The organism is Streptomyces sp. NPDC087428, assembly GCF_044744085.1.
In the GTDB taxonomy this organism is placed as follows: Bacteria; Actinomycetota; Actinomycetes; order Streptomycetales; family Streptomycetaceae; genus Streptomyces.
The window spans coordinates 577,558-597,559 of sequence record NZ_JBIUXR010000001.1 but is presented as its reverse complement, the minus strand read 5'-3'; the positions used below and the strand labels follow the sequence as shown (position 1 = coordinate 597,559).

Annotated in this window: 22 protein-coding genes; 11 read left to right on the top strand and 11 right to left on the bottom strand. The window is 65.2% G+C overall.

What is annotated here, in order from left to right; translation table 11 throughout:
* Window positions 1-27 precede the first annotated feature (27 nt).
* A complete protein-coding gene (locus ACIO3R_RS02685; RefSeq protein ID WP_402102573.1) occupies window positions 28-723 on the bottom strand; it encodes a hypothetical protein in 696 nt (231 codons plus the stop codon).
* Between the two features lie 342 nt (window positions 724-1,065).
* Between ACIO3R_RS02685 and ACIO3R_RS02680 the strand changes: the two genes are divergently transcribed.
* Both ACIO3R_RS02680 and ACIO3R_RS02675 read left to right on the top strand, forming a co-directional pair.
* Window positions 1,066-1,251: a hypothetical protein gene (locus ACIO3R_RS02680; RefSeq protein ID WP_402102571.1), complete on the top strand. Its 186-nt coding sequence runs from the start codon at window positions 1,066-1,068 to the stop codon at window positions 1,249-1,251.
* A 296-nt stretch (window positions 1,252-1,547) separates the two neighbouring features.
* Complete coding sequence (locus ACIO3R_RS02675) at window positions 1,548-1,877, top strand: hypothetical protein (protein ID WP_402102569.1); 330 nt, start codon at window positions 1,548-1,550, stop codon at window positions 1,875-1,877.
* Between the two features lie 161 nt (window positions 1,878-2,038).
* Here the strand turns inward: ACIO3R_RS02675 and ACIO3R_RS02670 are convergent, their stop codons facing one another.
* Complete coding sequence (locus ACIO3R_RS02670; RefSeq protein ID WP_402102565.1) at window positions 2,039-2,248, bottom strand: DUF397 domain-containing protein; 210 nt, start codon at window positions 2,246-2,248, stop codon at window positions 2,039-2,041.
* Window positions 2,229-3,095, bottom strand: coding sequence for a helix-turn-helix domain-containing protein (locus ACIO3R_RS02665; protein WP_402102562.1), 867 nt, complete (start codon window positions 3,093-3,095; stop codon window positions 2,229-2,231). Before ACIO3R_RS02665 ends, ACIO3R_RS02670 begins: the two co-directional genes overlap by 20 nt.
* Window positions 3,096-3,343: 248 nt before the next feature.
* Between ACIO3R_RS02665 and ACIO3R_RS02660 the strand changes: the two genes are divergently transcribed.
* Window positions 3,344-3,940 (top strand): ATP-binding protein, encoded by a 597-nt coding sequence (locus ACIO3R_RS02660; protein ID WP_402102559.1) that lies wholly within the window; start codon window positions 3,344-3,346, stop codon window positions 3,938-3,940.
* Window positions 3,941-3,962: 22 nt separating this feature from the next.
* On the opposite strand, the gene ACIO3R_RS02655 is transcribed toward ACIO3R_RS02660, so the two are convergent.
* Entirely contained in the window at window positions 3,963-4,709 is a 747-nt protein-coding gene (locus ACIO3R_RS02655; protein WP_402102556.1) for an HNH endonuclease, read from the bottom strand.
* Window positions 4,710-4,870: 161 nt separating this feature from the next.
* Here ACIO3R_RS02655 and ACIO3R_RS02650 point away from each other — a divergent pair, with 161 nt between their 5' ends.
* Complete coding sequence (locus ACIO3R_RS02650; protein WP_402102554.1) at window positions 4,871-6,082, top strand: DNA cytosine methyltransferase; 1,212 nt, start codon at window positions 4,871-4,873, stop codon at window positions 6,080-6,082.
* Here ACIO3R_RS02650 and ACIO3R_RS02645 read toward each other — a convergent pair.
* The 4 genes from ACIO3R_RS02645 to ACIO3R_RS02630 all read right to left on the bottom strand — a co-directional run bounded on the left by ACIO3R_RS02645 (window position 6,017) and on the right by ACIO3R_RS02630 (window position 10,385).
* Window positions 6,017-6,475, bottom strand: coding sequence for a very short patch repair endonuclease (locus ACIO3R_RS02645; RefSeq protein ID WP_402102551.1), 459 nt, complete (start codon window positions 6,473-6,475; stop codon window positions 6,017-6,019). The two genes, ACIO3R_RS02650 and ACIO3R_RS02645, sit on opposite strands and share 66 nt — an antisense overlap.
* Window positions 6,465-8,303, bottom strand: coding sequence for a DEAD/DEAH box helicase (locus ACIO3R_RS02640; protein WP_402102548.1), 1,839 nt, complete (start codon window positions 8,301-8,303; stop codon window positions 6,465-6,467). Before ACIO3R_RS02640 ends, ACIO3R_RS02645 begins: the two co-directional genes overlap by 11 nt.
* Window positions 8,304-8,305: 2 nt before the next feature.
* A complete protein-coding gene (locus tag ACIO3R_RS02635; RefSeq protein ID WP_402102545.1) occupies window positions 8,306-9,712 on the bottom strand; it encodes a ParB N-terminal domain-containing protein in 1,407 nt (468 codons plus the stop codon).
* 61 nt (window positions 9,713-9,773) lie between these two features.
* The gene (locus ACIO3R_RS02630) at window positions 9,774-10,385 is read right to left on the bottom strand and encodes a hypothetical protein (RefSeq protein WP_402102541.1); all 612 of its coding nucleotides are present in this window, start codon (window positions 10,383-10,385) and stop codon (window positions 9,774-9,776) included.
* Window positions 10,386-10,783: 398 nt separating this feature from the next.
* Between ACIO3R_RS02630 and ACIO3R_RS02625 the strand changes: the two genes are divergently transcribed.
* Window positions 10,784-11,509 (top strand): hypothetical protein, encoded by a 726-nt coding sequence (locus ACIO3R_RS02625; protein ID WP_402102540.1) that lies wholly within the window; start codon window positions 10,784-10,786, stop codon window positions 11,507-11,509.
* Window positions 11,510-12,006: 497 nt separating this feature from the next.
* On the opposite strand, the gene ACIO3R_RS02620 is transcribed toward ACIO3R_RS02625, so the two are convergent.
* The 3 genes from ACIO3R_RS02620 to ACIO3R_RS02610 form a co-directional block, all read right to left on the bottom strand.
* The gene (locus ACIO3R_RS02620; protein WP_402102537.1) at window positions 12,007-12,984 is read right to left on the bottom strand and encodes a NaeI family type II restriction endonuclease; all 978 of its coding nucleotides are present in this window, start codon (window positions 12,982-12,984) and stop codon (window positions 12,007-12,009) included.
* Window positions 12,985-13,158: 174 nt separating this feature from the next.
* Complete coding sequence (locus ACIO3R_RS02615) at window positions 13,159-13,680, bottom strand: GNAT family N-acetyltransferase (protein WP_402102965.1); 522 nt, start codon at window positions 13,678-13,680, stop codon at window positions 13,159-13,161.
* Window positions 13,681-13,798: 118 nt separating this feature from the next.
* On the bottom strand, window positions 13,799-14,803 hold the full coding sequence (locus ACIO3R_RS02610) for an SEC-C metal-binding domain-containing protein (RefSeq protein ID WP_385032968.1): 1,005 nt from the start codon (window positions 14,801-14,803) through the stop codon (window positions 13,799-13,801).
* Window positions 14,804-14,890: 87 nt separating this feature from the next.
* Between ACIO3R_RS02610 and ACIO3R_RS02605 the strand changes: the two genes are divergently transcribed.
* The 6 genes from ACIO3R_RS02605 (at window position 14,891) to ACIO3R_RS02580 (ending at window position 19,999) form a co-directional block, all read left to right on the top strand.
* Window positions 14,891-15,670, top strand: coding sequence for a class E sortase (locus ACIO3R_RS02605; protein WP_402102534.1), 780 nt, complete (start codon window positions 14,891-14,893; stop codon window positions 15,668-15,670).
* A 125-nt stretch (window positions 15,671-15,795) separates the two neighbouring features.
* Window positions 15,796-15,954 carry a DUF3311 domain-containing protein gene (locus ACIO3R_RS02600; RefSeq protein WP_167523716.1) on the top strand — a complete coding sequence of 53 codons (159 nt, stop codon included), beginning with the start codon at window positions 15,796-15,798 and terminating at the stop codon, window positions 15,952-15,954.
* On the top strand, window positions 15,951-17,474 hold the full coding sequence (locus ACIO3R_RS02595) for a sodium:solute symporter (protein WP_402102532.1): 1,524 nt from the start codon (window positions 15,951-15,953) through the stop codon (window positions 17,472-17,474). Before ACIO3R_RS02600 ends, ACIO3R_RS02595 begins: the two co-directional genes overlap by 4 nt.
* A gap of 275 nt (window positions 17,475-17,749) precedes the next feature.
* Complete coding sequence (locus tag ACIO3R_RS02590) at window positions 17,750-18,085, top strand: DUF6412 domain-containing protein (protein ID WP_385032956.1); 336 nt, start codon at window positions 17,750-17,752, stop codon at window positions 18,083-18,085.
* A gap of 133 nt (window positions 18,086-18,218) precedes the next feature.
* On the top strand, window positions 18,219-18,989 hold the full coding sequence (locus ACIO3R_RS02585) for a YidC/Oxa1 family membrane protein insertase (protein WP_402102528.1): 771 nt from the start codon (window positions 18,219-18,221) through the stop codon (window positions 18,987-18,989).
* Between the two features lie 149 nt (window positions 18,990-19,138).
* Complete coding sequence (locus ACIO3R_RS02580; RefSeq protein ID WP_385032950.1) at window positions 19,139-19,999, top strand: fumarylacetoacetate hydrolase family protein; 861 nt, start codon at window positions 19,139-19,141, stop codon at window positions 19,997-19,999.
* The last annotated feature ends 3 nt before the right edge of the window (window positions 20,000-20,002 follow it).

Sequence of the window (20,002 nt, the reverse complement as noted above, 5' to 3'; positions counted from 1 at the left end):
CGCGCCCGCGCACGGGGCACTTCACGATCAGTCGACCCTTGTGGGAGCAGCCGTGACCAAGGGGCGAATGCACTGCAAGTCCCGTTCATAGACGTCCCCCAGTACGTCGACAACCTGGATCCTGATATCGAGTACGGTCAGGCACTCCCGAGCCCTTGGTCCCAGGGCGAGCAATTCCATACCGTCCCGGGTGGTGTTGGACATCGGTATGGCCGCGCCGGTTCCGAGGTGCAGCAGGAAGTAGTCGTGATCCCAGTCAAGTCCGAGCGACGCCAGGGCGCCAAGGGCCGTGTGCCAGGTCATCCAACCCGTCGGGACGGCTGCACTCGCGGGAAGCGGGGCAGACGTCCGGATCCGGTAGGAGACGGAGCGGACCACGGATCTCCCGCCACCCGCGTTGATCAGGTGGACGGTCCGAACCGACTCGGCGATCTCGCCGCTGCGCCCGGGGAATCCGGACCAGCTCAGTGCGGGTCGCATGGTCTGGGACAGCTGGGACCGGGTCACGATGATGCCGGTCAGCAGAGCAACTACGGCCGCGCAGGTGGAGGTGTCCAGCACGGTGAATCTCCAGGGCCAGTCCCCCCGGGCATGGGCACTGAGATTGGCCTTGGTGATCTCCCAGCAGAGATCGGCCAGGGCGAACAGGAGCAACACCCTGGGCAGACGCAAGGTCTTGCTGCTCGTCGAGATCCGCCGCTGGTCCCACTGTGAGTCTTCCACTCGCCCTCTCCCCTGTCCTCATACCCTGGTGGATTCACCATGCAGCGCACCCCGTCCAGGGGCAACACCCCACAGGGCCAACGCGTTTGGCACCGGCTGCGAGCCGTCGACGGTCCACGGGGCGCTGCCCGACACGGAGGCTGCCGGGGTCAGCGCCCTGAGACGCTGACGGAGAGGGCCACGAGCCCGACCACCGGGGTTCCGTAGGCCCGGCGCACCCTCACAGGCTCCCGGGGCGCAGGATCGCTCATCATTCCGTGACCGAATCGGTCGTCCTTCGTGCTCCCCGCAGGCGGTGCGCCTGGGCATGGTGATGCCAGGGGGCATTCATGCGCAGACTGCTTGGTCTCCTGGCAGGGGGCCCGTTACCTCCCCGGGAGGGGCCGGAGGGGCGAGATCATCGCCGTCGACGTCCACGGGAAGATCACCTGGCGGCGTACCACCGGCGGGCCGCCGTTCTTCCTCACGGACGACCAGCTCGTGTACGCCGGCGGTTCGAACCTCGTCGCGATCCGCGCAGCCGGCTGAGCGCCCGGCTCACCCGGCTCTCGGACCCTGACCATGCCGCTCGCCGCCACGGACGGGTGCGCTTCGGGCGGGGGGCGTCAGACCGTGCCCGCGAGTTGGGCAAGCGCCTGACCGTCTCACCGACGATCGTGGGCGTATCCCTTCCGCCATCCGCGACGCTGACGAGGTGGTACGGGGGACGAGCGCGGGAGCCGACAGTGCCTGTGAACGGCCATGGGCGGTGACCGGCCGGACCTGTCAGTCCCGCATGGCATGCTGACCGCGGTCGACTCAGAGCGGCGAGGGAGACAGAGGCGATGGGTGCTGCGTATTACCGAGCCGACAGCGAGGACGGGGATCACATCGACGACCCGTCCGAGGATGCGCTGTTCATGCTGATCGACGACCTGAACGACTCGGACAACACCTACGTCGTCATCCACCCCGAGGGAGACGACCCGGTCTGGTTCGCCTCCGTCGCGGTCCTGGACGAGGGCGGCTACGAAGCCGTCCGCCGAGACACCACCCGCCGCGAGCACGGCATCGCCACGGAGACCAGCATCGGGCGGATCGCCGCCGACCTCACGATCTGGATGGCCGCCCGCGACTTCGCCGGACGGCTCACCCAGGACACCGACAACGCCTAGAGCGCGCCCGGCGCCGGACCGCCTGCGGCCGTCCGGCGGTGAGATGCCTGGGCGAGCGGCTCTGACCGGTACGCCTGCTGCCCTCGCCGTGGAGTCCGTGGAGTCCGTGGCCGCAGGGTTGCGACTGCCCGGCCGCCAGGGCTACCGCGTCTCTCTGCCTGTCAGTACAACGCGCCTATGCGCACCGATCCGACGAAGTCCGCCCAAGCCCCTAGGCCTACGTGGAACCGCCCTTCGCCCGGTCGCTTGCTGTCGCGCAGAGAGGCGCCGGCGGAGGTGAAGGCCGCTTCAACGCACTCGGTCTCGTTGCCGCCGCTGTGCGACGACTTGAACCACGCGGACTCTGGAACCTCAGTGTTCGTCCTTCGCATCTTTCAGGTCCTCCTTGGCACGGCTGATCAGCTCCTGGGAAGCTTCGATGTCCAAGGCTTGTGCGCGCAGGTATTCGAATGCAAGTCGGTACCGCTCCAGTTCCTCGTCCTTCTCCATGAAGACTGATCCGACATGGAGGTCCACGTACACCACGTCAAGCGACGGTTCGGTGCCGCCGAGGATGACGAAGCTGCCGAGGGCGGCACAGTGGGCGCCTCGGGAGAATGGCAGGACCTGAAGTGTCACGTTTCCGGAGCCGCTGCTGGTGAGGAGGTAGTCAAGCTGCTCGCGCATGATGGCCGTCGAGCCCATCACCCGACGGAGGACGGACTCATCGAGGATGGCCCAGAGGTGCGGGGCGTTGGGACGGTCGAGGACCTCCTGGCGACGCATGCGGATGTCCACCAGACGTTCGATGTCCTCGGGAGACCGGCGCATCTCGTTGGCCTGCTGTAGCGCAGTCGTGTACCTCCGAGTCTGGAGCAGCCCAGGAACGTACACGCAGGAGAAGTGGTCCTCGCGCACCGCCTCGTCTTCGAGCGTGAGCATGAGGTTCATCGTCTCGGGGATGTGATCGGCGAACGAACTCCACCAGCCCTGCTGCTTGGAGTCCTTCGCCAGAGCCACAATCGCTCCGCGCTCGGCATCCTTCGCTCCGTACTCGCGGCACAGCGCGTCAATCACGAGCCACTTGACCGGCCCCTCGGTCGTCTCGTACCGGCTGACGGTGGCCTTGGAAACGCCGACGAGCTGTCCCGCCTCCTCCAGTGTCATTCCCGCGCGGGCACGCAGCTTGCGCATGGTTGCACCGAGGTGCCGACGACGGGTGGTGGCCCTGGCTGACATGCGGATTCCTTCCAAGAAGTGACGAGTATGCCGGCCCAACGAGGCTAGATCGTCATTGAGTTGCCTCACTACCGGATTCACTCGATCGATAGGTGTGAGAAGTTACACGGCGAGATATCTCGATGGCATACTCGCACTCGGCGCTACGCAGCGCAGTCAGTTCGTCACGGCAGTGTGTTTCCTGTCGTGACCGAGGAGGGAGTGTCGATATGGCAGGGTGCAGCAGTTCTCAGACTCCGCACCGATACGTGCTGCTCTTCAAAGCGTGTCCCGAAAACATGCGGCAGCTACGCCGGGCTGTGCGCGCGGAGCTGCGCCCCTGGGGACTGGCCGCGCTTGTGGATGAGGCCGAGCTCGTGGTTACCGAGCTTGCGACGAACGTGGTCAAGCACGTGGGTGTGGGGAGCGCCGCAACACTCGTCATCGAAGTTCTCGCTGGCGCGGTTCGTGTGGAGGTTCATGACACCAGTAGCCAGGTTCCTGTTCTCACGGAACCCGGCTGCACCTCGGAGTGTGGTCGCGGACTCCATCTTCTCGTCGCCATGGCCCGCAACTGGGGCTCTCAAGTCACTGCGTCGGGCAAGGCTGTCTGGTGCGAGCTGGCCCTGTCCGAAGGCAGTGAGCGAGTCCGGATCTACCGTGCCGACGCGGTTCTCGGCACGTACCGAACGCTGGTCGGGGCGGCTGCTATGCCGGCACTTGGCCATTCACAAGCACAGAAGGAGGTGGCGACCACGTTGATTGTCGATCTGCTCCATTGGGCGGTCTCTCAGGGGTGCGACCCCGATGACGTCCTTGACCGTGCGCAGCGGCACTACGAAGCAGTGCTGGCTGCGGCCGCGTGAGCGTGGATGCGAGAGTATCTCGTCAGAGATCTGGGGTGGACTGGGCGATCTGGGCTCGCACGGCGCTGGGTGTACGCCAGGATTCACCAGGTTGGCTTCTGTGGCACATGCGGTGGCAGTTCGCGCATAGAAACGCCAGATCATCCAGTTTTGTCTTGCAGGGCCCGGATATGTGGAGGGGCAGCCGATGATGAACCTCGATGTAGCCCTTCCCGAGAGATCCGTAGAAGTGACCGAAATCGAAAGTGCACACCTCGCAACGCAACGGCTGCCCCAGCTTCACTGCCCTGGCAATCTTGCGGGCCCGGAGCGTGCGGTCACGCTCACGATGCAGAGCCCAGCGGGCGAGGAGACGTCCTTCAATCGCTGGATTGCCCTCATCATCGACTTCGTCTGGGTCCTCTGGGAGCATGTGCAGCTCGCCAGTGCTGATGCCCTGCCGCAGGGCATCAGCAGCCTTGAGCATCTCGGAAGGCCGGGAGATGAAGGCTGCGATCACTACCTTGTCCAGGCGACCGCCTTTGGTAGGGGTGCCGCTGTAGGCAGGGTGGTTCGAGGCCAGGTCGGATGTCTTGTGGCTGACGCTGCCGATCGATCTGAACTTCGTAATGGTCTGGGCTGCATCTGCATGGATGGGCAGCGACCGGAGGAGCTCGGAGAGGTCGTGCACGCGGGCGTCGCCTTCACGGAGCTCAGCCCAGCCGTTCTCGACCACGAGAGCGCAGGCCAGCAGCAATTCGTCGTGGGTCCAGTCAGGGCTTCTCGGCATGGGCCATATCGTATGAGTGTTCGCTGTCACGTGTGGGGCGGTCGGAGTGCACTGATGCGTGACGCACACTTGAAGGCGGTCGCGTTGTCAGTGGGGTCTGTCACCCTCTGTGATGACTGGTGGGGAACCGTGCCAGTCGGGCTCGTTTGGAAGGAGGGTGCATGACCAGCACCGAGAGGACGTTCACCTCGGTTGAGATCTGCGCTGGGGCGGGTGGGCAGGCGCTAGGGCTGCACAATGCGCTGTTCCGGCATCTGGCGCTGATCGAGATCGATCCCCATGCGGTGGAAACCCTCCGAGCGAATGTGGAGGGGAACGACGAGTGGGACGGCTGCATGGTCAAGCAGGCCGATCTGACGAAGCTCAAGCCGAAGGACCTGAGACGAGAGCTGAGGCTGAAGCCAGGCGATCTTGATCTCTTGGCCGGCGGTGTACCCTGCCCGCCGTTTTCGGTCGCGGGCAAGCAACTGGGGCGGGACGATGAGCGGGATCTGTTCCCCATCATGCTCGACCTGGTTGACGAGCTTGAGCCCAAGGCGGTAATGATCGAGAACGTCCGAGGGCTGTTGGAGCCCAAGGAGAAGTTCCAGGGTTACCGGGAAGAGCTGCTAGAGCGTCTAGAGTCCATGGGCTACAAGAAGTGCTACTGGACAGTGCTGGAAGCCAAGGATTACGGCGTGCCTCAGCTTCGGCCGCGCGCCATCCTGGTCGCGCTGAAGCAGGAGTACATCCCCTACTTCTCTCCTACCAAGCCGGAGAAGCGTGAGCTGTGCACGGTACGGGCAGCGCTGGACAAGTCGATGGCTGCCCGCTTCGCTGAGGTCGATGACCCGCGAGCCGCAGACACGCTGAAGGCCTGGCGTAAGAACGCGATGAAGGGTGTTGCGCCCACTCTCGTTGGAGGGTCGAAGAAGCACGGTGGCGCTGATCTAGGCCCGACCCGGGCGAAGAAGGCATGGGCTGCACTTGGTGTCTGCGGGCTGGGGGTAGCAAATGACTCACTCGAAATGAAGCGGCAGGAGAGCGAGGATCGTGACCTTTTTGCCGACGCGGGGCCAAAGCTCACTGTCGCGCAGGCCGCGATCATTCAAGGCTTCCCGCAGAGCTGGAAGTTCAAGGGCAAGAAGACCGCTGCCTACCGGCAAGTGGGCAATGCCTTTCCGCCACCGGTAGCCCAAGCGGTAGGTCAGCAGATCATCACCGCGCTCAGGGCTGCCAAGGAGGCCGGTGTTGTCCCTCGCGTCCGGCAAAAGCGGACAACTACTGGTTTGCAGGACAGCGAGCTGCTGTTCAAGCTGACTGAGATTTCAGGGCCTACTGTTCCGATTGCGACTGACCGCAGCGGCGATCGTGAGGGCGCAGCTGTCGGGTGATTCGTGTTCCCAGAAGCGGAGCACAGTCCAGCCAGCTGCTTGGAGACGCGTGTCCGTATCCCGGTCGCGGGTGACGTTTCGCAGGACTTTGGCGGACCAGTAGCCGGAGTTGGTCTTTGGCGGGACGTAGTGGTCTGGGCAGCCGTGCCAGTAACAGCCATCAACGAACACAGCCAGCTTCGCCGGACGGAAGACGATGTCTGCCGTCCGGCGAAGGTCCGGCAGGGGCTTCGCGGCCACTCGGTACCGCAGCCCCTGCGCGTGCAGCAGACGACGGATACGTAGCTCAGGCTTGGTGTCCCGGCTGCGGATTGCCTGCATATTGCGGCGCCGAGCGGCTGATGATGCCCAAGTACCTTCCGGAGGGATCCAGTCGATCTCTTCATCCCTCATGCGTGGGCACTCTCATATGCTCGAGTAGCGCGCGGAGATCCATGGCATCCATGCCATAGGGTGCCACCTCCTCTTCCGGATCGGCCAGCTCCTGCACCGAGGGGTCGTCGAGGATCTTCCCCATGAACTCCAGTTTACGTCCGAGCCGCCTATGGACGAGTTCATCGATTGTTCCTCTTGCGAGGAGAATGGTGATGCGTGTCTTGGTATCGGGGGTGAGCCCAAGGCGATGAATTCGATCCAAGCTCTGCAAGAACCTACCGGCAGCGAAGTCCCGATCCACGTAGATGGCATCGTGACACACATGATGCAGGCTTATTCCTTCCCCAAGTGTCGCCGGGTTAGATAGCAGAACCATGCAGTCAGGGTCTTTTCGGAACCTGCGAATCTGCTCATCACGATCAAGACTTCCGCCATACACAATCGCTGGTTTAAATTTAGCTAGAATGCTGCCCAGTGTGGTCAAATTTCGCACAAATGTTGACCACACGAGAGTCTTGCGTCCTGCCCGAGCGTTTTCAGTGACTGTCTGAAGGACAGCCTCGTATTTTGGTGACAATTCATAGCGGGGAAGATTGCGCATGAGGTCGCGAAGCGAATCAGTTTCCGGTGTGTTAGGTGAAGGGATATAGAAGGGCAGTGGTTCGTAGCGGTCCAGTCCCTTCTCCAGCAGTGCCGGACTGGTACTGGCCATCATTAGATAGGCAAGAGTTTTCCCCATTCGGGCGAACTCGTCCTGCTCTGGCCCGAAACCTGCAGACTTTGCGCATAGAGCTGAATACAGCTTCCTGTGGGCATTTGGAAGTTCCACGGATCGCACCTGAAGATCCACCGGAGGGAGGCCCAGTTCGCTCTTCGTCGTCCTGGTAAACAATGGGCGAAGTATCTTGCTCGCATATTTCAGATCCCCGCCACCCACGGCTTTGTCCACGGCATGGCGGCCGTGTCCTGGCCACACAAAAGAGAGAAGACTCTCCAGGTCTTTTGCACCATTCGGGGCAGGCGTACCTGTCAGAATGAGCCGATGGCGGGCCAGCGGACCGAGGGTCATACAGGTTGTGCCGTAGGTGCCTCTGACACCCAGTTTCATCCGGTGGGCCTCGTCCAGAACCATCAGGGCGGGCGCCGCGCTCAGCCAGTCCGCAAGCTCTACTTGATACCTGTGCAGCCGCTCGTAGTTGACCAGCAGTACCTCGGCCGCGCTGTCCAGCTGGCGTTCGAAGATACGGACCGGCAGTGGTGTCGTGAAACAGTGCTCGCATTCATCCTGCCACGCTTCATATGCGGATTTCGGGCTGACGACTAGCAGCCGCTTAACCATCCCCGCTTCACGAAGCGCCGAGTAGACAGCAACCGCCGTACGCGTCTTTCCCGCTCCCGGCACGCTGAAATTTGCCCCGTGCGTAAGCGAAAGAAGTTTTGCGATATCGCGCACCTGAAACTCTGTCAGTGGTGCTTTCCATATTTCGCCCAGCCGGCCTGCTACGTCCTCTGGAGCTACGGTGCCAACGAACTCTACTCCCTGGCTGCCGGCAGCAAGCCGAGATTCGATCGCCTGTGAGTCCCGGATGGAACCTTCTGCCAATGCCATCAGGTCAGGGGTAAAGGAAACGCCGGACGGGTCATGCCACTGATTCAGTAGAGTGAGATGAGAGAGGAAGTCTTCAAGGTCAATTTCAGCGGCCAGAGCACCTCGCTGGCTACCGCTACTGAACCGAGCAGTCAGCTTTACCAGTGACGCGTGGTTCTCTGGCTGAGTCCGCAGGACAATTTTTGTGCGAGACTCGTCAAAACTAAGCTGCAGTGACTGGGCTACCGGATGAGTCACGACTAATCCTCGCTCGCTTTGATGAGCCATTCCATGCCGGCGCCAGGTTCGAGAATGCCGCGATGCGCCTGCCTGGCGAGCTTCACGAGGCTACCCCTGACCCGCAGTAGAGCACTATCGAATCCCGCTTTGTCCAAGCTATTGCTAGCTAGCGCCTGAGCTAGATCATTAACGCTCTGGTCAATAGCGGCACTGGCATCATCGAGACGCTCCGCCGTTGTCTGCTGGACTTTCTTCAAGCGATCGTCACGCTCAGCCGAATCGAGGGCCCGCCGCATTCCCTTGCGTGCTGAAATGACGGTCCGTCGGGCCGTTTCACGGGAATCCGTGGATACATGGCGAGCAGATTCCGTGGCCTTGGCTTGCAGGATGTGATCAGTAATAGACCGTGATTTCAGGACAAAATCTGATGGAGGAGCCACAGATACGCTCAGTCCTGGGATCGCGATGCGAGCAGGAGCCGCGGGAATCGTCCTATCGAGTTCCGGAGGGAGTGTTTTTGCGAGATAGTTATTAAGGAACTCTCTGTCGATCAAGCGCGTTCTCGTCTTTGCGAAATCGAGCATGATTGCTGCAATGCGATTTTCTTTTACCTGCTCAGCGAGTTCCTGGCTAGTTGCCTCATGCTTGATGTAATTCCGATGCAGTTCCTTGAAATTCTCCTTGTGTCCCTCGAAATCGGTCAGGCTGAGCTCAGCGCCGTCCTTGGTCCGACTGCGTTCAATCATTTCGCGAATGACTCCAAGGATCCACCTCTCTTGTTTGAACGTCTTCAGCTGGACATGGAAATCTCTGGCGATGTCTATTGCGGATCGTCCCAAAAGCTCCTGTTCTTCCATTGCGATCAACCGGTTGATATAGGAATAGTCCCTGCGCTCGTCCGGTCGTAGCTGAAGCGAGAGTTCTACTGTATTGATGTCCTCCCAAGTGAATGAGAGAGGAAGCACTCCTACGCGGATCGAGGATTTCTTCAATCTCCGCAGTGCTGCGACTCGTGTGTTTCCGTTTACCAGAATCCCCTCATGGGTGATCAGTCCCGGTTCCTGCTGACCCACGCTATTGAGGCTTGATGCCAGATCCTCGAATTCCGGGTCGGGTTCGTCAGGATTCGTCGGCTTGCTGATAAGCAGGCGGTGCAGGTATTCTTGGCTCTCGTCGAGCCACGGATCTGTTCGTAGACTCGCGGCGAGCGCCTGATCATGGCCGAGTTGTGCTCGAATTCTGTGCGTAGCTGGGTTGTAGTAGAGGTCACGGAGTGGCATGTCGATCACGCCAACGTGGAGCGGGCGACCATTCCATTCCACTGTGACCGTCTCCCGTGACCCCTCTCCCTCGACGGCCTCCTTGAGTCGCCTTGCGATGAACTCGACGTTTTCAGCCGCTTTTGGCGGGAGGGTGAACTTCAGCATCTTCGTACTTCTCCTCTGTCCCCAGTGGTACTTGAAATCGCGGTGCCATCTGTGACTCCGCTCAGCGATCAGTTGGCCTGAGCGTATTCCGGACTGCCTTCCGGGCCTCTGAGGGGAGAGTCCGGTACTCGCCCCAGAGCTGCTCCATAATGCTGAAGTCTCGCTGGTCAGATTCCACCCACTGAGTGAAGTGGGCCCGCTCGATGTGACTCATCTGCCCCAGACGGCCGAGAACTCTGGCTAGGTCAGCCTGATTGCCTCGGCCTCCGATCCGGCAGCGGCGGCATTCGGTAACCATCTCCACTTCGACCCTTGCTCCTGGCTTGAGCACATCTCGTCGCGCGACGTCGAGTTGGGCGGTCTCCACGCCTCCCTCATACGCTTCGCCGGCGGCGATGCCACAGACTCGGCACAGGTGGCCATCGAGCTCGAAGATCTCACGTCGCTGCGTTGCGGTAATGCTCGCTGCCGGCGTCTTGGCCTTCGCCTGTCCTGGCTTCCACACCTCTGCGCCCATCTCAACGAACCGGTGCTCGCTTGATGTCAGCGTCCGGTCATCGCGGTTGGTTGCGATCCTCCACCCGCGGTCCCGGAGGTCCCGCATCCGGCGGTCGATCTGTGAGGTCTCAGGGAAGGCGTCTCGGAGGTCGGTCTTCGTGAAGATCTCACCCACACCCACCTCGGTGATCAGCCAGAGGGCACAACGAGCCATCGTGCCTCTGCCTGTGTCTCGCCATGAAGGAATATCCTGGAAAATCACACTTCCTGCCTTTCGTATCCAAGAATGAAGTTCGGGCAACGAGTCGGCATACCAAGTGCAACCGCGGTGTATGGCGGCCGTACCCACCATTGGACCTCTGGTGGAGCAGTGCGGCAAGCCTCTTCTGGTCTTTGCAGCCGAACGCAAACATGTCAGATGGCGAGAGATCGGAAAACGCAAACACCGGCACCCGCAGGTCTAGTCAGCCGCAAACAAGCGGTAACCCGGAAGGGTTCGTTCCGGGTTGCGCTCGGGTGCACTCTGGAGAAAGGTTGACTCTCACTCAACACGTACTCAAGCAAGGGGGATTCATGGCTGCAGTCGGCCATGTCAGAGAGAGCTACTGGGAAGGGTGCAGTCTCGACCGCATAGAGTTCGTGCGCAGCTTCCGGCAGTTGCTCGGCACGATGCCCAACCCGAAGCAAAGCGCACGGGCGTTGCGCCTGAACGTGCCACTGAGCAGTCTGTCCTGCTACTGGAGTGGTCGTCGCGTGCCCGGTGTCGACCGACTGCGGGCGATGCATGAGGCACTCGCCGGTTCCATTGCTCCGGAGCGAGCACCCGTTAGCCTCGCGGAGCTTGAGGTGCTGCGCAGCTCTGCTGTGCGGCGGTGCCGTGACGTCGGGGCGGCATCGAACGTGTCCAGGGGGCCGATCTCTGCCCCTGCGCTGTCCCCGGAAGTGGCAGTCGGCACTCTTGCGGCACCGCCTCGGGCAGTGGACCGGCGCGACGCCATGAACGGTGCCGCAATCCAGATGCTAGATGCGCTGGTAGCTGCACATGCTGCCGGGGACCGCAGGACCGTTCTCGGAATCGCATGGTCTACCAGCAAGACGATGTCCATGGACGAGATCTGTACGACCGTGTACGAACTTCATGCCAGGGGGCACGCGGATCTGGTCGAGGCCGTCCTCATGGGCGGGCGTGAACGCAGCCAGGAGGACGCCATCCGGATTTCCCTCGCTCTCATCGCTCGTGGGCTGACCACGTATGCCGAGCTGGTCATGAGTGTGGCTCTTCCTCCCGAAGGCGGCTGACCTCGGCTGACATCCGCGGCTGGCTGCCCGGGTACGTCCCTGCCTCAAGCCGCCGCCTCAGACTCTGGCCAACCGTTGACTCAACGGCGGCCAGGAGCACGTTCATCTGTCCCCTTAAGCACTCGCGGAGAACCCCATGGAGAAATTTGGTGACCGGCGCAGCCGCTGGTCCGAGATCACGACCCGCGTCGAGCGGAGCGTTGACCTGCAACCTACGATTCACCAGGGCGGAGATTGGTCCACTATCGAAACGGTAACCGTGACGGTGGTGCGCAGCGGTAGTGCAGACACCATGCCCTCTGCGACATCAGACTGAGTTGCTGCTGGCTTCAGACCTGTTGCGGCATCATCTGGGCGTCCCCTCCCAGGTGGATCGGGGTGATGCCAGGCGACCGGCTCGATGGCCCTGATGCTGCGTGGGCGCGTGGGAAGACGTGTTGAGTGGGCTTCCCACGCGTGCTGGCAGCCTCGGGTTGCGGACCTCGTGAGGGGGGTGGTCAGCGTGGTGGCAGTTTTGGTGCCGGCCGGTCAGCCGCTTCGTCCTGGCTGACCGCGACCCACTGGCATCCGTCGAGTTCAGCGGACGGGCGGTCGCCGTGCTCTGGACGCGCGAGGGCGACCCTAAAGCTCACGAACTCGCCCTTTTCTGGTACGGGCCCGCCGAGGTCCTTGGCTACTGCCCGGTGGTTCGTCGAGTCGCCGGTGATGATGATTCCCTCCTCCCGCAAGGCCGGTCGTGCACGCGTTCCGTTCTTGTCATCCCGAACCCTTGCCATGTAGTCGTACTGCATGGCAAGAGTTCTGACTACATTGCGGTCGATCTGGCGGCGCTGAACTCGCCGGAACAATTCGTTGACCTTCTTTTGCCCTGATTTTGGAGCGAGAATTCTTGATCGGAGAGACGAGTCGAGGTGTAGCAGGAGGTTTTCTTTCAGGGGCTGGCGACGCCAGAGCCAGGTGACCATCGAGTGATGATCTCTGGTCAAGCGAAACTTTCCGTCGCGGTTACCTTTCTTGGTGATGTTGCCACTTACCGTCAGCTTCTGTCGGTCAGCGCGGATGAGGCCAGCGCTCCACAGACCCCGATCCTCGTGGTCGTCTGCCCAGACAACGAGACAGATTTCGTCCAGAGCTTCCGGGGGGATCATCCAACCAAATTCCTTCTGCGAGAATTTGCAGTCGACTTCGATGCCTTCGATCAGATAGTCCATGTCCTGGCCACTGGTGAACCCGAACTCACGGAGTAGGTTCAGCTCCACGAGCGTGCCGGCGTGAGTCTTTTCCGTCTTGTGAAGGTCTTTCCAGTCGAAACGGCCAGTGTGCTCACCGTCGAGCAGTTGGTCTATGGCGTCCCGGAGCACCCTGGCGAAGCGCTGTCCGCTTGGGTCCAGGCTCATCAAGTGCTGATGCACCAGCATCAGTTCCGGGTCGTCGCAGACCCCAAGCGCCGGGCCTGGCATGCCGAACAAGGTCACCTTCTTCTCCTTCCGGGAGAGAACACAGCGGTACCTGTCAGGACTCTTGAGACAGAGGAGTAGTTCCCGCGGGACCCGCGGGACCAAGGAACTCGACACATCCGATCCGGAGCAGGCCACTGCTTGCAGGAGGGCGGGCACTGGGACTCGTTGTCTTTGGCCGGCCAGGGGCCGTCAAGCACAGTGAGGTGATTCCGGCCCGAGGTCCCTGCCCCCCAAATCCCGCACGTACCCCACCCCCCGCTTCCCGTTCAGCAGCACCTCCTCGCCCGTCGCGACGAACCCCGTTCGCGTCAGGACCGCCCGGGACGCCGTGTTGGTCACGGTGGCCGCCGCACGCAGCGTCGTCAGGGCGTACGTCGTCCCGCACAGGTGGAAGATCCGGCGGACCGCCGACGTGGCCAGGCCGTGGCCCGTGGCCCTCTCCGCCAGGCGGAAGCCCAGGGACGCCGTGCCGTTCGCCGCGTCGACCAGGTTGAAGCGGCCCAGCACCTCGCCGTTCTCCGAGACCAGGAGGTGGAAGTGGCAGGTGCCGGCCGCCTGCTCGGTGAGGAGGGCCGCGTGGCGGGCGGCGAAGTCGGTGAAGTAGGCGTCGCCGCGGTCCGGTATCGAGGCCGCGAAGAACGCGCGGTTCTCCCGCTCGAACGTGAGGAGGGCCGGGGCGTGGTCGGCGCGCAGCCGCTGCAGTACGGGTATCGAGGAGGGTATTGAGGGCATGGAGGGCGGGGAAGGCATGGCCGGACCGTAGCCAGTCGGTTCGCGTCCCGGCATCCGGTTATTGACGCGGTCGTGCGCCGCCCCCGTGGCCCGCCTCCTACAGCGTGCCCCCGTGGCAGTCGCGGTACGGGCGGCCCGTGCCGCACCAGCAGGCCGCGCTCCTCGCCGGGGGCCACGGGACCGCGCGGCCGCGGGCGGCGAGGGTGGTGGCGTACTGGGGGAGCAGGTCCGGGTCGGCCGGGGAGGCGGCCTCCGAGGCGGCGAACGCCTCGTACGACGGGACCGTGCCCGTCACGATGCCGAGGTTCGGGGTGCCCGTCGCGTGGAGGTCGCGCAGGGCCGTCTCCAGGCGGGCCAGGTGGTCCGGGTGGGAGGCGTACTCGCTGCCGAGGCTCGGGTACGCGGTGAGGAGCTCGTTCAGTTCGGCCTCCGGCCAGTGCAGCACCGCCACCGGGAAGGGGCGGGAGAGCGCGGTGCGGTAGGTGCCGAGTTCGGCGCGGAGGCGGGTGATCTCGGCGCGCAGCTCGCCCGGGTCGGAGGAGCCCAGGGCCCACAGGCGCTTCGGGTCGTGGAGTTCGTCCAGCGGGACGGCCGCCGTGTGCAGGGTGTCGGCCAGCTCGTCCCAGGCGTCGTGCCGGACGCCCATCAGGCGGCGTACCCGGTGGCGGCCGGTCAGCAACGACTGGGTGGCGTACGGGACTTCCTCGCCCGGTGCGATGAGCAGGGTGAGGGCCGTGGAGAAGTAGTCGTGGGCCGCCTCCAGCTCGTCGTGGGCCTCCAGGGTCTCCGCCGCGATCTCCCAGGGAGCCGCCTCCAGCGGGCCCGCCGCGCGGATGCCGTCGATGATCGCGCGGGCCTCGGCCTCGTGGCCGTACTCCCACAGGTTGGCGGCGTTGAGCGCCTTGACCAGGTGCGGGTGTTCCGTGCCGGGGGCGCTGAGCAGTTCGTCGTAGAGCGTCGTGGCGCGGGCGCGGTCGCCGGCGAGCTCCAGATGGGCGGCGGCCTGGAGGAGCAGCGGCTCGTGGTCCTCGGGGTACCGCGCCGCGGTGCGCAGCAGGCGCTCGGCTTCGGTGGTGTGGTCGGCAGGCGTGTCGGGGCGCATGAACCACACCGTACTGCTGTACGGCCGTCGGACGGAGAGTTGTTCCAGCCCTGGAGAGTTACGGGGCTTGGCCCTATCGTGCGGGCCGTGCGTCAGCGGATACCTGTGGTGGTGCAGCGGAACTCGCGAGGGCGGCGGGCCGCTGTGCGCGGGCTGTGGACGAGCGCCGAGCTGGTGGTGACCCTCGGCGTCGTGCTGCTGCTGCTCGTCGCCCACCAGCTGTGGTGGACCAACCGGCAGGCCCGCGCCGGCGCCGCCCACACCGTGCAGGCCCTCCAGCGGGACTGGGGGGATCCGGCGCCCGAGCCGCCGGGAGCGGCCGCGGAGCCGGAGCGGCCCGCGGACGACAGCCCGGCCGTGTCGACGGGCGACGGGAAGGACAGGGCCGGGGGTGCGGCCACCACCGCGCCCCGCCGGTCCCAGGCCTACGCCGTCATCCGGATCCCGCACATCGGGCTCACCGCACCCGTCGCCCAGGGCATCAGCAGGAGCGCCGTCCTGGACAAGGGGTACGTCGGCCACTACCCCGGCACCGCGCAGCCCGGCGCTACCGGGAACTTCGCGCTCGCCGCCCACCGCAACACCCACGGCGAACCGTTCCGCTACATCAACCGGCTGCGCCGCGGCGACCGGGTCACCGTCGAGACCCGGGACACCGTCTACACGTACACCGTCGACAAGACCCTCGCCCAGACCGGTGCGGGGGACGGCGGGGTCGTGGCCCCCGTGCCGCGCAGCAACGTGAAGCCGTACGTCGGGTACCGGGCGGCCGGTTCCTATGTGACGTTGACGACGTGCACGCCCGAGTTCACCTCCCGGTACCGCCTCGTGGTGTGGGGAAAGCTGACGGATGTGCGGGGGAGGTAGGGGGCCGCGGGGGATGCGGGGGGAATCGGGGGATGTCGGGGGCAGGCGCCTGGTGGTGGTGTGCGGGCGGGGCCGTTTCACTAGAGTTTCCTGACGTGCTCAGACGACGTCCGCAGTTGTTGTGGTTGCTGGTTCCCTACGTGCTGTACCTGGGGGCGCTGCCGCTGGTGAACCGGGTCCGTCCCGTGGTTCTCGGGCTGCCGTTCCTCTTCTTCTGGCTGCTCGGGGCGACGGTGCTGACCCCCGTCGCCGTCTGGCTGACCCGGCGGGGGGACCGCCGGTGAACGCCGCCGTCGCGACCTCCGTCTTCGGGGTCTTCATGGTCGCCACCGTGGCCCTCGGACTGTTCGCCGTGCGCGGGCGGCGCGGACGGGGCGGGGGAGAGGGCGGCGGGCTCGCCGAGTGGTCGGTGGGCGGGCGCAGTCTGGGGACCGTCTTCATCTGGGTGCTGATGGCCGGCGAGGGCTACACCAGCTTCAGCTATCTCGGCGCCGCGGGCTGGGGGTACAACTACGGGGCGCCGGTGCTCTACGTGGTGGCGTACATGTCCTGCGGCTACGCCGTCGGCTATGTCGTCGGCCCCATGCTCTGGGCGTACGCGCGCGAGCACGGCCTCGTCGGGATCACCGACATGGTGGCGCACCGCTTCGCACGGCCCTGGCTCGGGGCGCTCGTCGCCGTCCTCGCGACCGTCTTCCTGCTCCCGTACATCCAGCTCCAGATCACCGGCATGGGCGTGGTCGTCTCGACCATTTCCTACGGTGCCATCAGCCTGAACTGGGCCTACTTCATCGCCTTCGCCGTCACCACCGGCTTCGTCGTCGTCAGCGGGCTGCGCGGCAGCGCGTGGGTGTCCGTGCTGAAGGACGTGATGGTGATCGCCACGCTCGGCTTCCTCGCCGTCTACGTACCGATGCACTACTTCGACGGCTACGGGCCCTTCCTCGACCGGCTCGTCACCGAGAAGAGCGAGTGGCTGACCTTCCCCGGGCACGGGGACAGCGGGCTCGGGCAGGCCTGGTTCATCACCACCTCGTTCCTCAACTCCCTCACCGTCGTGATCTTCCCGACGACCGTCGCCGGCTACCTCGGCGCGAGGAACGCCGACGTGCTGCGGCGCAACGCGATGTGGCTGCCCGCCTACAACGTCCTGCTGTTCGTGCCGATGCTGCTCGGCATGGCGGCCCTGTTCGTCGTGCCGGGGCTCGTCGGGGCCGAGTCCAACCTGGCCCTCTTCAAGCTGGTCGTCGACTCGCTGCCGGCCTGGTCGGTCGGGGTCATCGGTGTCGCGGCCGCCCTCTCCTCGATCGTGCCGATGGCCGTCTTCATGCTGGTCATCGGCACGATGTGGGGGCGCAGCGTGCTCTCGCTCGTCCCGCGCTGGGCGCAGCGGCAGAAGGGCGCGGCGCAGGTGGTCGTGGTGATCGCCGGCAGCCTGGCCCTGCTGCTCACGTACACCGCCCCGAACACCCTCGTACGGCTCTCGCTGATCTCGTACGAGGGGATGGCGCAGCTGCTCCCCATGGTGCTGCTCGGGCTGATGTGGCGGCGGCTGACGCTGCTCGGGGCGATGAGCGGGCTGGTCGTCGGGGTGGGGGTGGTGTGCGGGTTCGTCTTCACGGAGAACGACCCGGTGTGGGGCGTGAACGCGGGCATCGTCGCGCTCGGCGCAAACCTGGCCGTCGCGCTGGTGGTGACGTACGCGGGGCCGCGCGAGCACGACGAGCGGCCGGACGAGGACGTGCTCGCCCGGGACGAGCTCGACGAGACCGACGACGGGGAGCGCGCGGCGGCGGTGGGCTGAGGGGGCTGAGGCGAGTGCCCGGCGTGCGCTGTTCCCGTACCGCCCGGGGACATCGGGATGCGGCCCCGGGGAGGCTGGACCCGGACCTGGACCCGGATTCGGACCCGGACAGTCCGGTCTGCCGCGCGCTGCTCCGGCGCCGTCGGCCCTTGCAGCGATCGGGACCGATCGGGACCGATCGCGCCCGAGGCCGTTGACGGCGATCGTGTATAACGGTTAAAGGTTGAAGTGCGCTTCACGGCGCGGACGCGGAAGTGCGAGAGGGGGGGGGACCCATGGGCGCAGGTGCCATGAACCGCTTGCGCGGTGGCCTCGCCCGGCTGCTCCGTCCCGCCGGACTCCTGCTCTTCTTCCTCACCGAGGTCCTGCTCGCCGAGGGCGGCAGCCTCTCCGCCGCCGTCGCGCTCGCCGCCACCGCGGCCGCCGGTACCGCACTCGTCGCCTGTTCGGTCATCAGCGCTCGCTGCGCCGTCCCGGTGCCCCGCACCCGGGTCCGTACCGCCATGCGCGACCGGGAGAAACGCACCGCGTTCCTGCCGCAACGAGACCCCGACGCCAAGGGGCGCAGGCGCCCCCGAGCTCCCGGCCGTGTCCTCCTGACGGCCGCGTAGGGCTCCCCTCCCCTCCTCCCTCCTTCGTCCAGGTACGGGTACGCCGTGTGCGTACGCGTGGGCGCCCCGCGCGGATCGTCATGCCGAAGCTGATCCACTTCCCGGCACGACGAGACCCCCGGAGGGCTCATCCATGTCCGCCTTCATGTCCGCATTCGCCAGCCTGGTCGGCGCCTTCGCCGATCTGCTCCACCCGTTCTTCCAGACCGCCTCCACCGCCGCCGCGATCGTGCTGTTCACCGCGCTCGTCCGGCTCGCCGTGCACCCCCTGTCGCGGGCCGCCGCACGCGGGCAGAAGGCGCAGCGCCGGCTCCAGCCGCAGATCGCCGAACTGCGCAAGAAGCACAAGAAGAACCCCGAGCGGATGCAGAAGGCGCTCATGGAGCTGCACAAGGAGGAGAAGGTCTCGCCGCTCTCCGGCTGCCTGCCCAGCCTGCTCCAGATGCCGGCGTTCTTCCTGCTCTACCACGTCTTCTCCAGCCAGAAGATCGGCGACGGTCCCAACGAACTCCTCGGCCACCAGCTCTTCAGCGCCCCGCTCGGCGAGCGCTGGCACGACGCACTCGCGCACGGCGGGGTGTTCGGGGCGCAGGGGGCCGAGTACCTGGGGCTGTTCGTGATCGTCGCCGCGGTCGCCACGTTCAACTACGGGCGGACGAAGCGGCAGATGGCCGCCAACCCCGTCACCCCGGCCACCGGCCCCGACGGACAGCCGGTCCCCGGCATGGGGGCGATGGCGAAGGTGATGCCGCTGATGTCCTTCTTCACCCTCTTCACCGTGGCCTTCGTGCCGTTGGCCGCCGCCCTGTACGTCGTCACCAGCACCACCTGGACCGCGGTCGAACGGGCCTACCTGTACCGCGACATGCCGGCCGCGGGCGCCGCCGTGGCCACTGTCGCCTAGGCGCGTTCAGTGGTCGCGGACGCGAGGGAGCCGGTCCAGTGTGTGAACAGGGTCTTGCGGAGTGATCGGATGTCTTGGAGGATCGGACAAGCCTGCGATGGCCGCAACCCATCCGACGGGCCCGATCTCGACCAAGGGGAGACAGACCGTTGAAGCTGCTTCGTGTGGGTACGGCAGGCGCGGAACGACCGGCACTGCTGGATGAGGACGGAACCCTGCGTGACCTGTCGGGAGTCGTCTCCGACATCGACAGCGCGCTGCTCGCCGACGAGGACGCGCTGGCCCGGGTCCGCGCCGCCGCGGCCGCGCCCGGCGAGCTGCCGGTGCTCGACGCCGAGGGGCTGCGGGTGGGCCCGCCGCTCGCCCGGATCGGCAAGATCGTGTGCATCGGGCTGAACTACCACGACCACGCCACGGAGACCGGCGCGCAGATCCCGGGCGAGCCGATCCTGTTCTTCAAGGCGCCGGACACCGTCGTCGGGCCCGAGGACACGGTGCTCGTGCCGCGCGGCAGCGAGAAGACCGACTGGGAGGTCGAGCTCGCGGTCGTCATCGGGCGCACCGCCCGCTACCTGGACTCCGCAGAGGACGGGCTCGCGCACGTCGCCGGGTACGCGGTCGCGCACGACGTCTCCGAGCGCGAGTTCCAGATCGAGCGCGGCGGCACCTGGGACAAGGGCAAGAACTGCGAGACGTTCAACCCGCTGGGGCCGTGGCTGGTGACGGCCGACGAGGTGGCCGACCCGCAGGCGCTGCCGATGAAGCTCTGGGTCAACGGCGAGCTGAAGCAGGACGGCACGACGGCCGAGCAGATCTTCCCGGTCGGTGAGGTGGTGCGCTACCTGAGCCACTTCATGACGCTGTACCCGGGCGACGTGATCAACACCGGGACGCCGGCGGGGGTGGCGATGGGGCAGCCGGAGCCGAAGCCGTATCTGCGGGCCGGGGATGTCGTGGAGCTGGAGATCGCGGGGCTGGGGCGGCAGCGGCAGGAGCTGAAGGGGGCGTAGGGG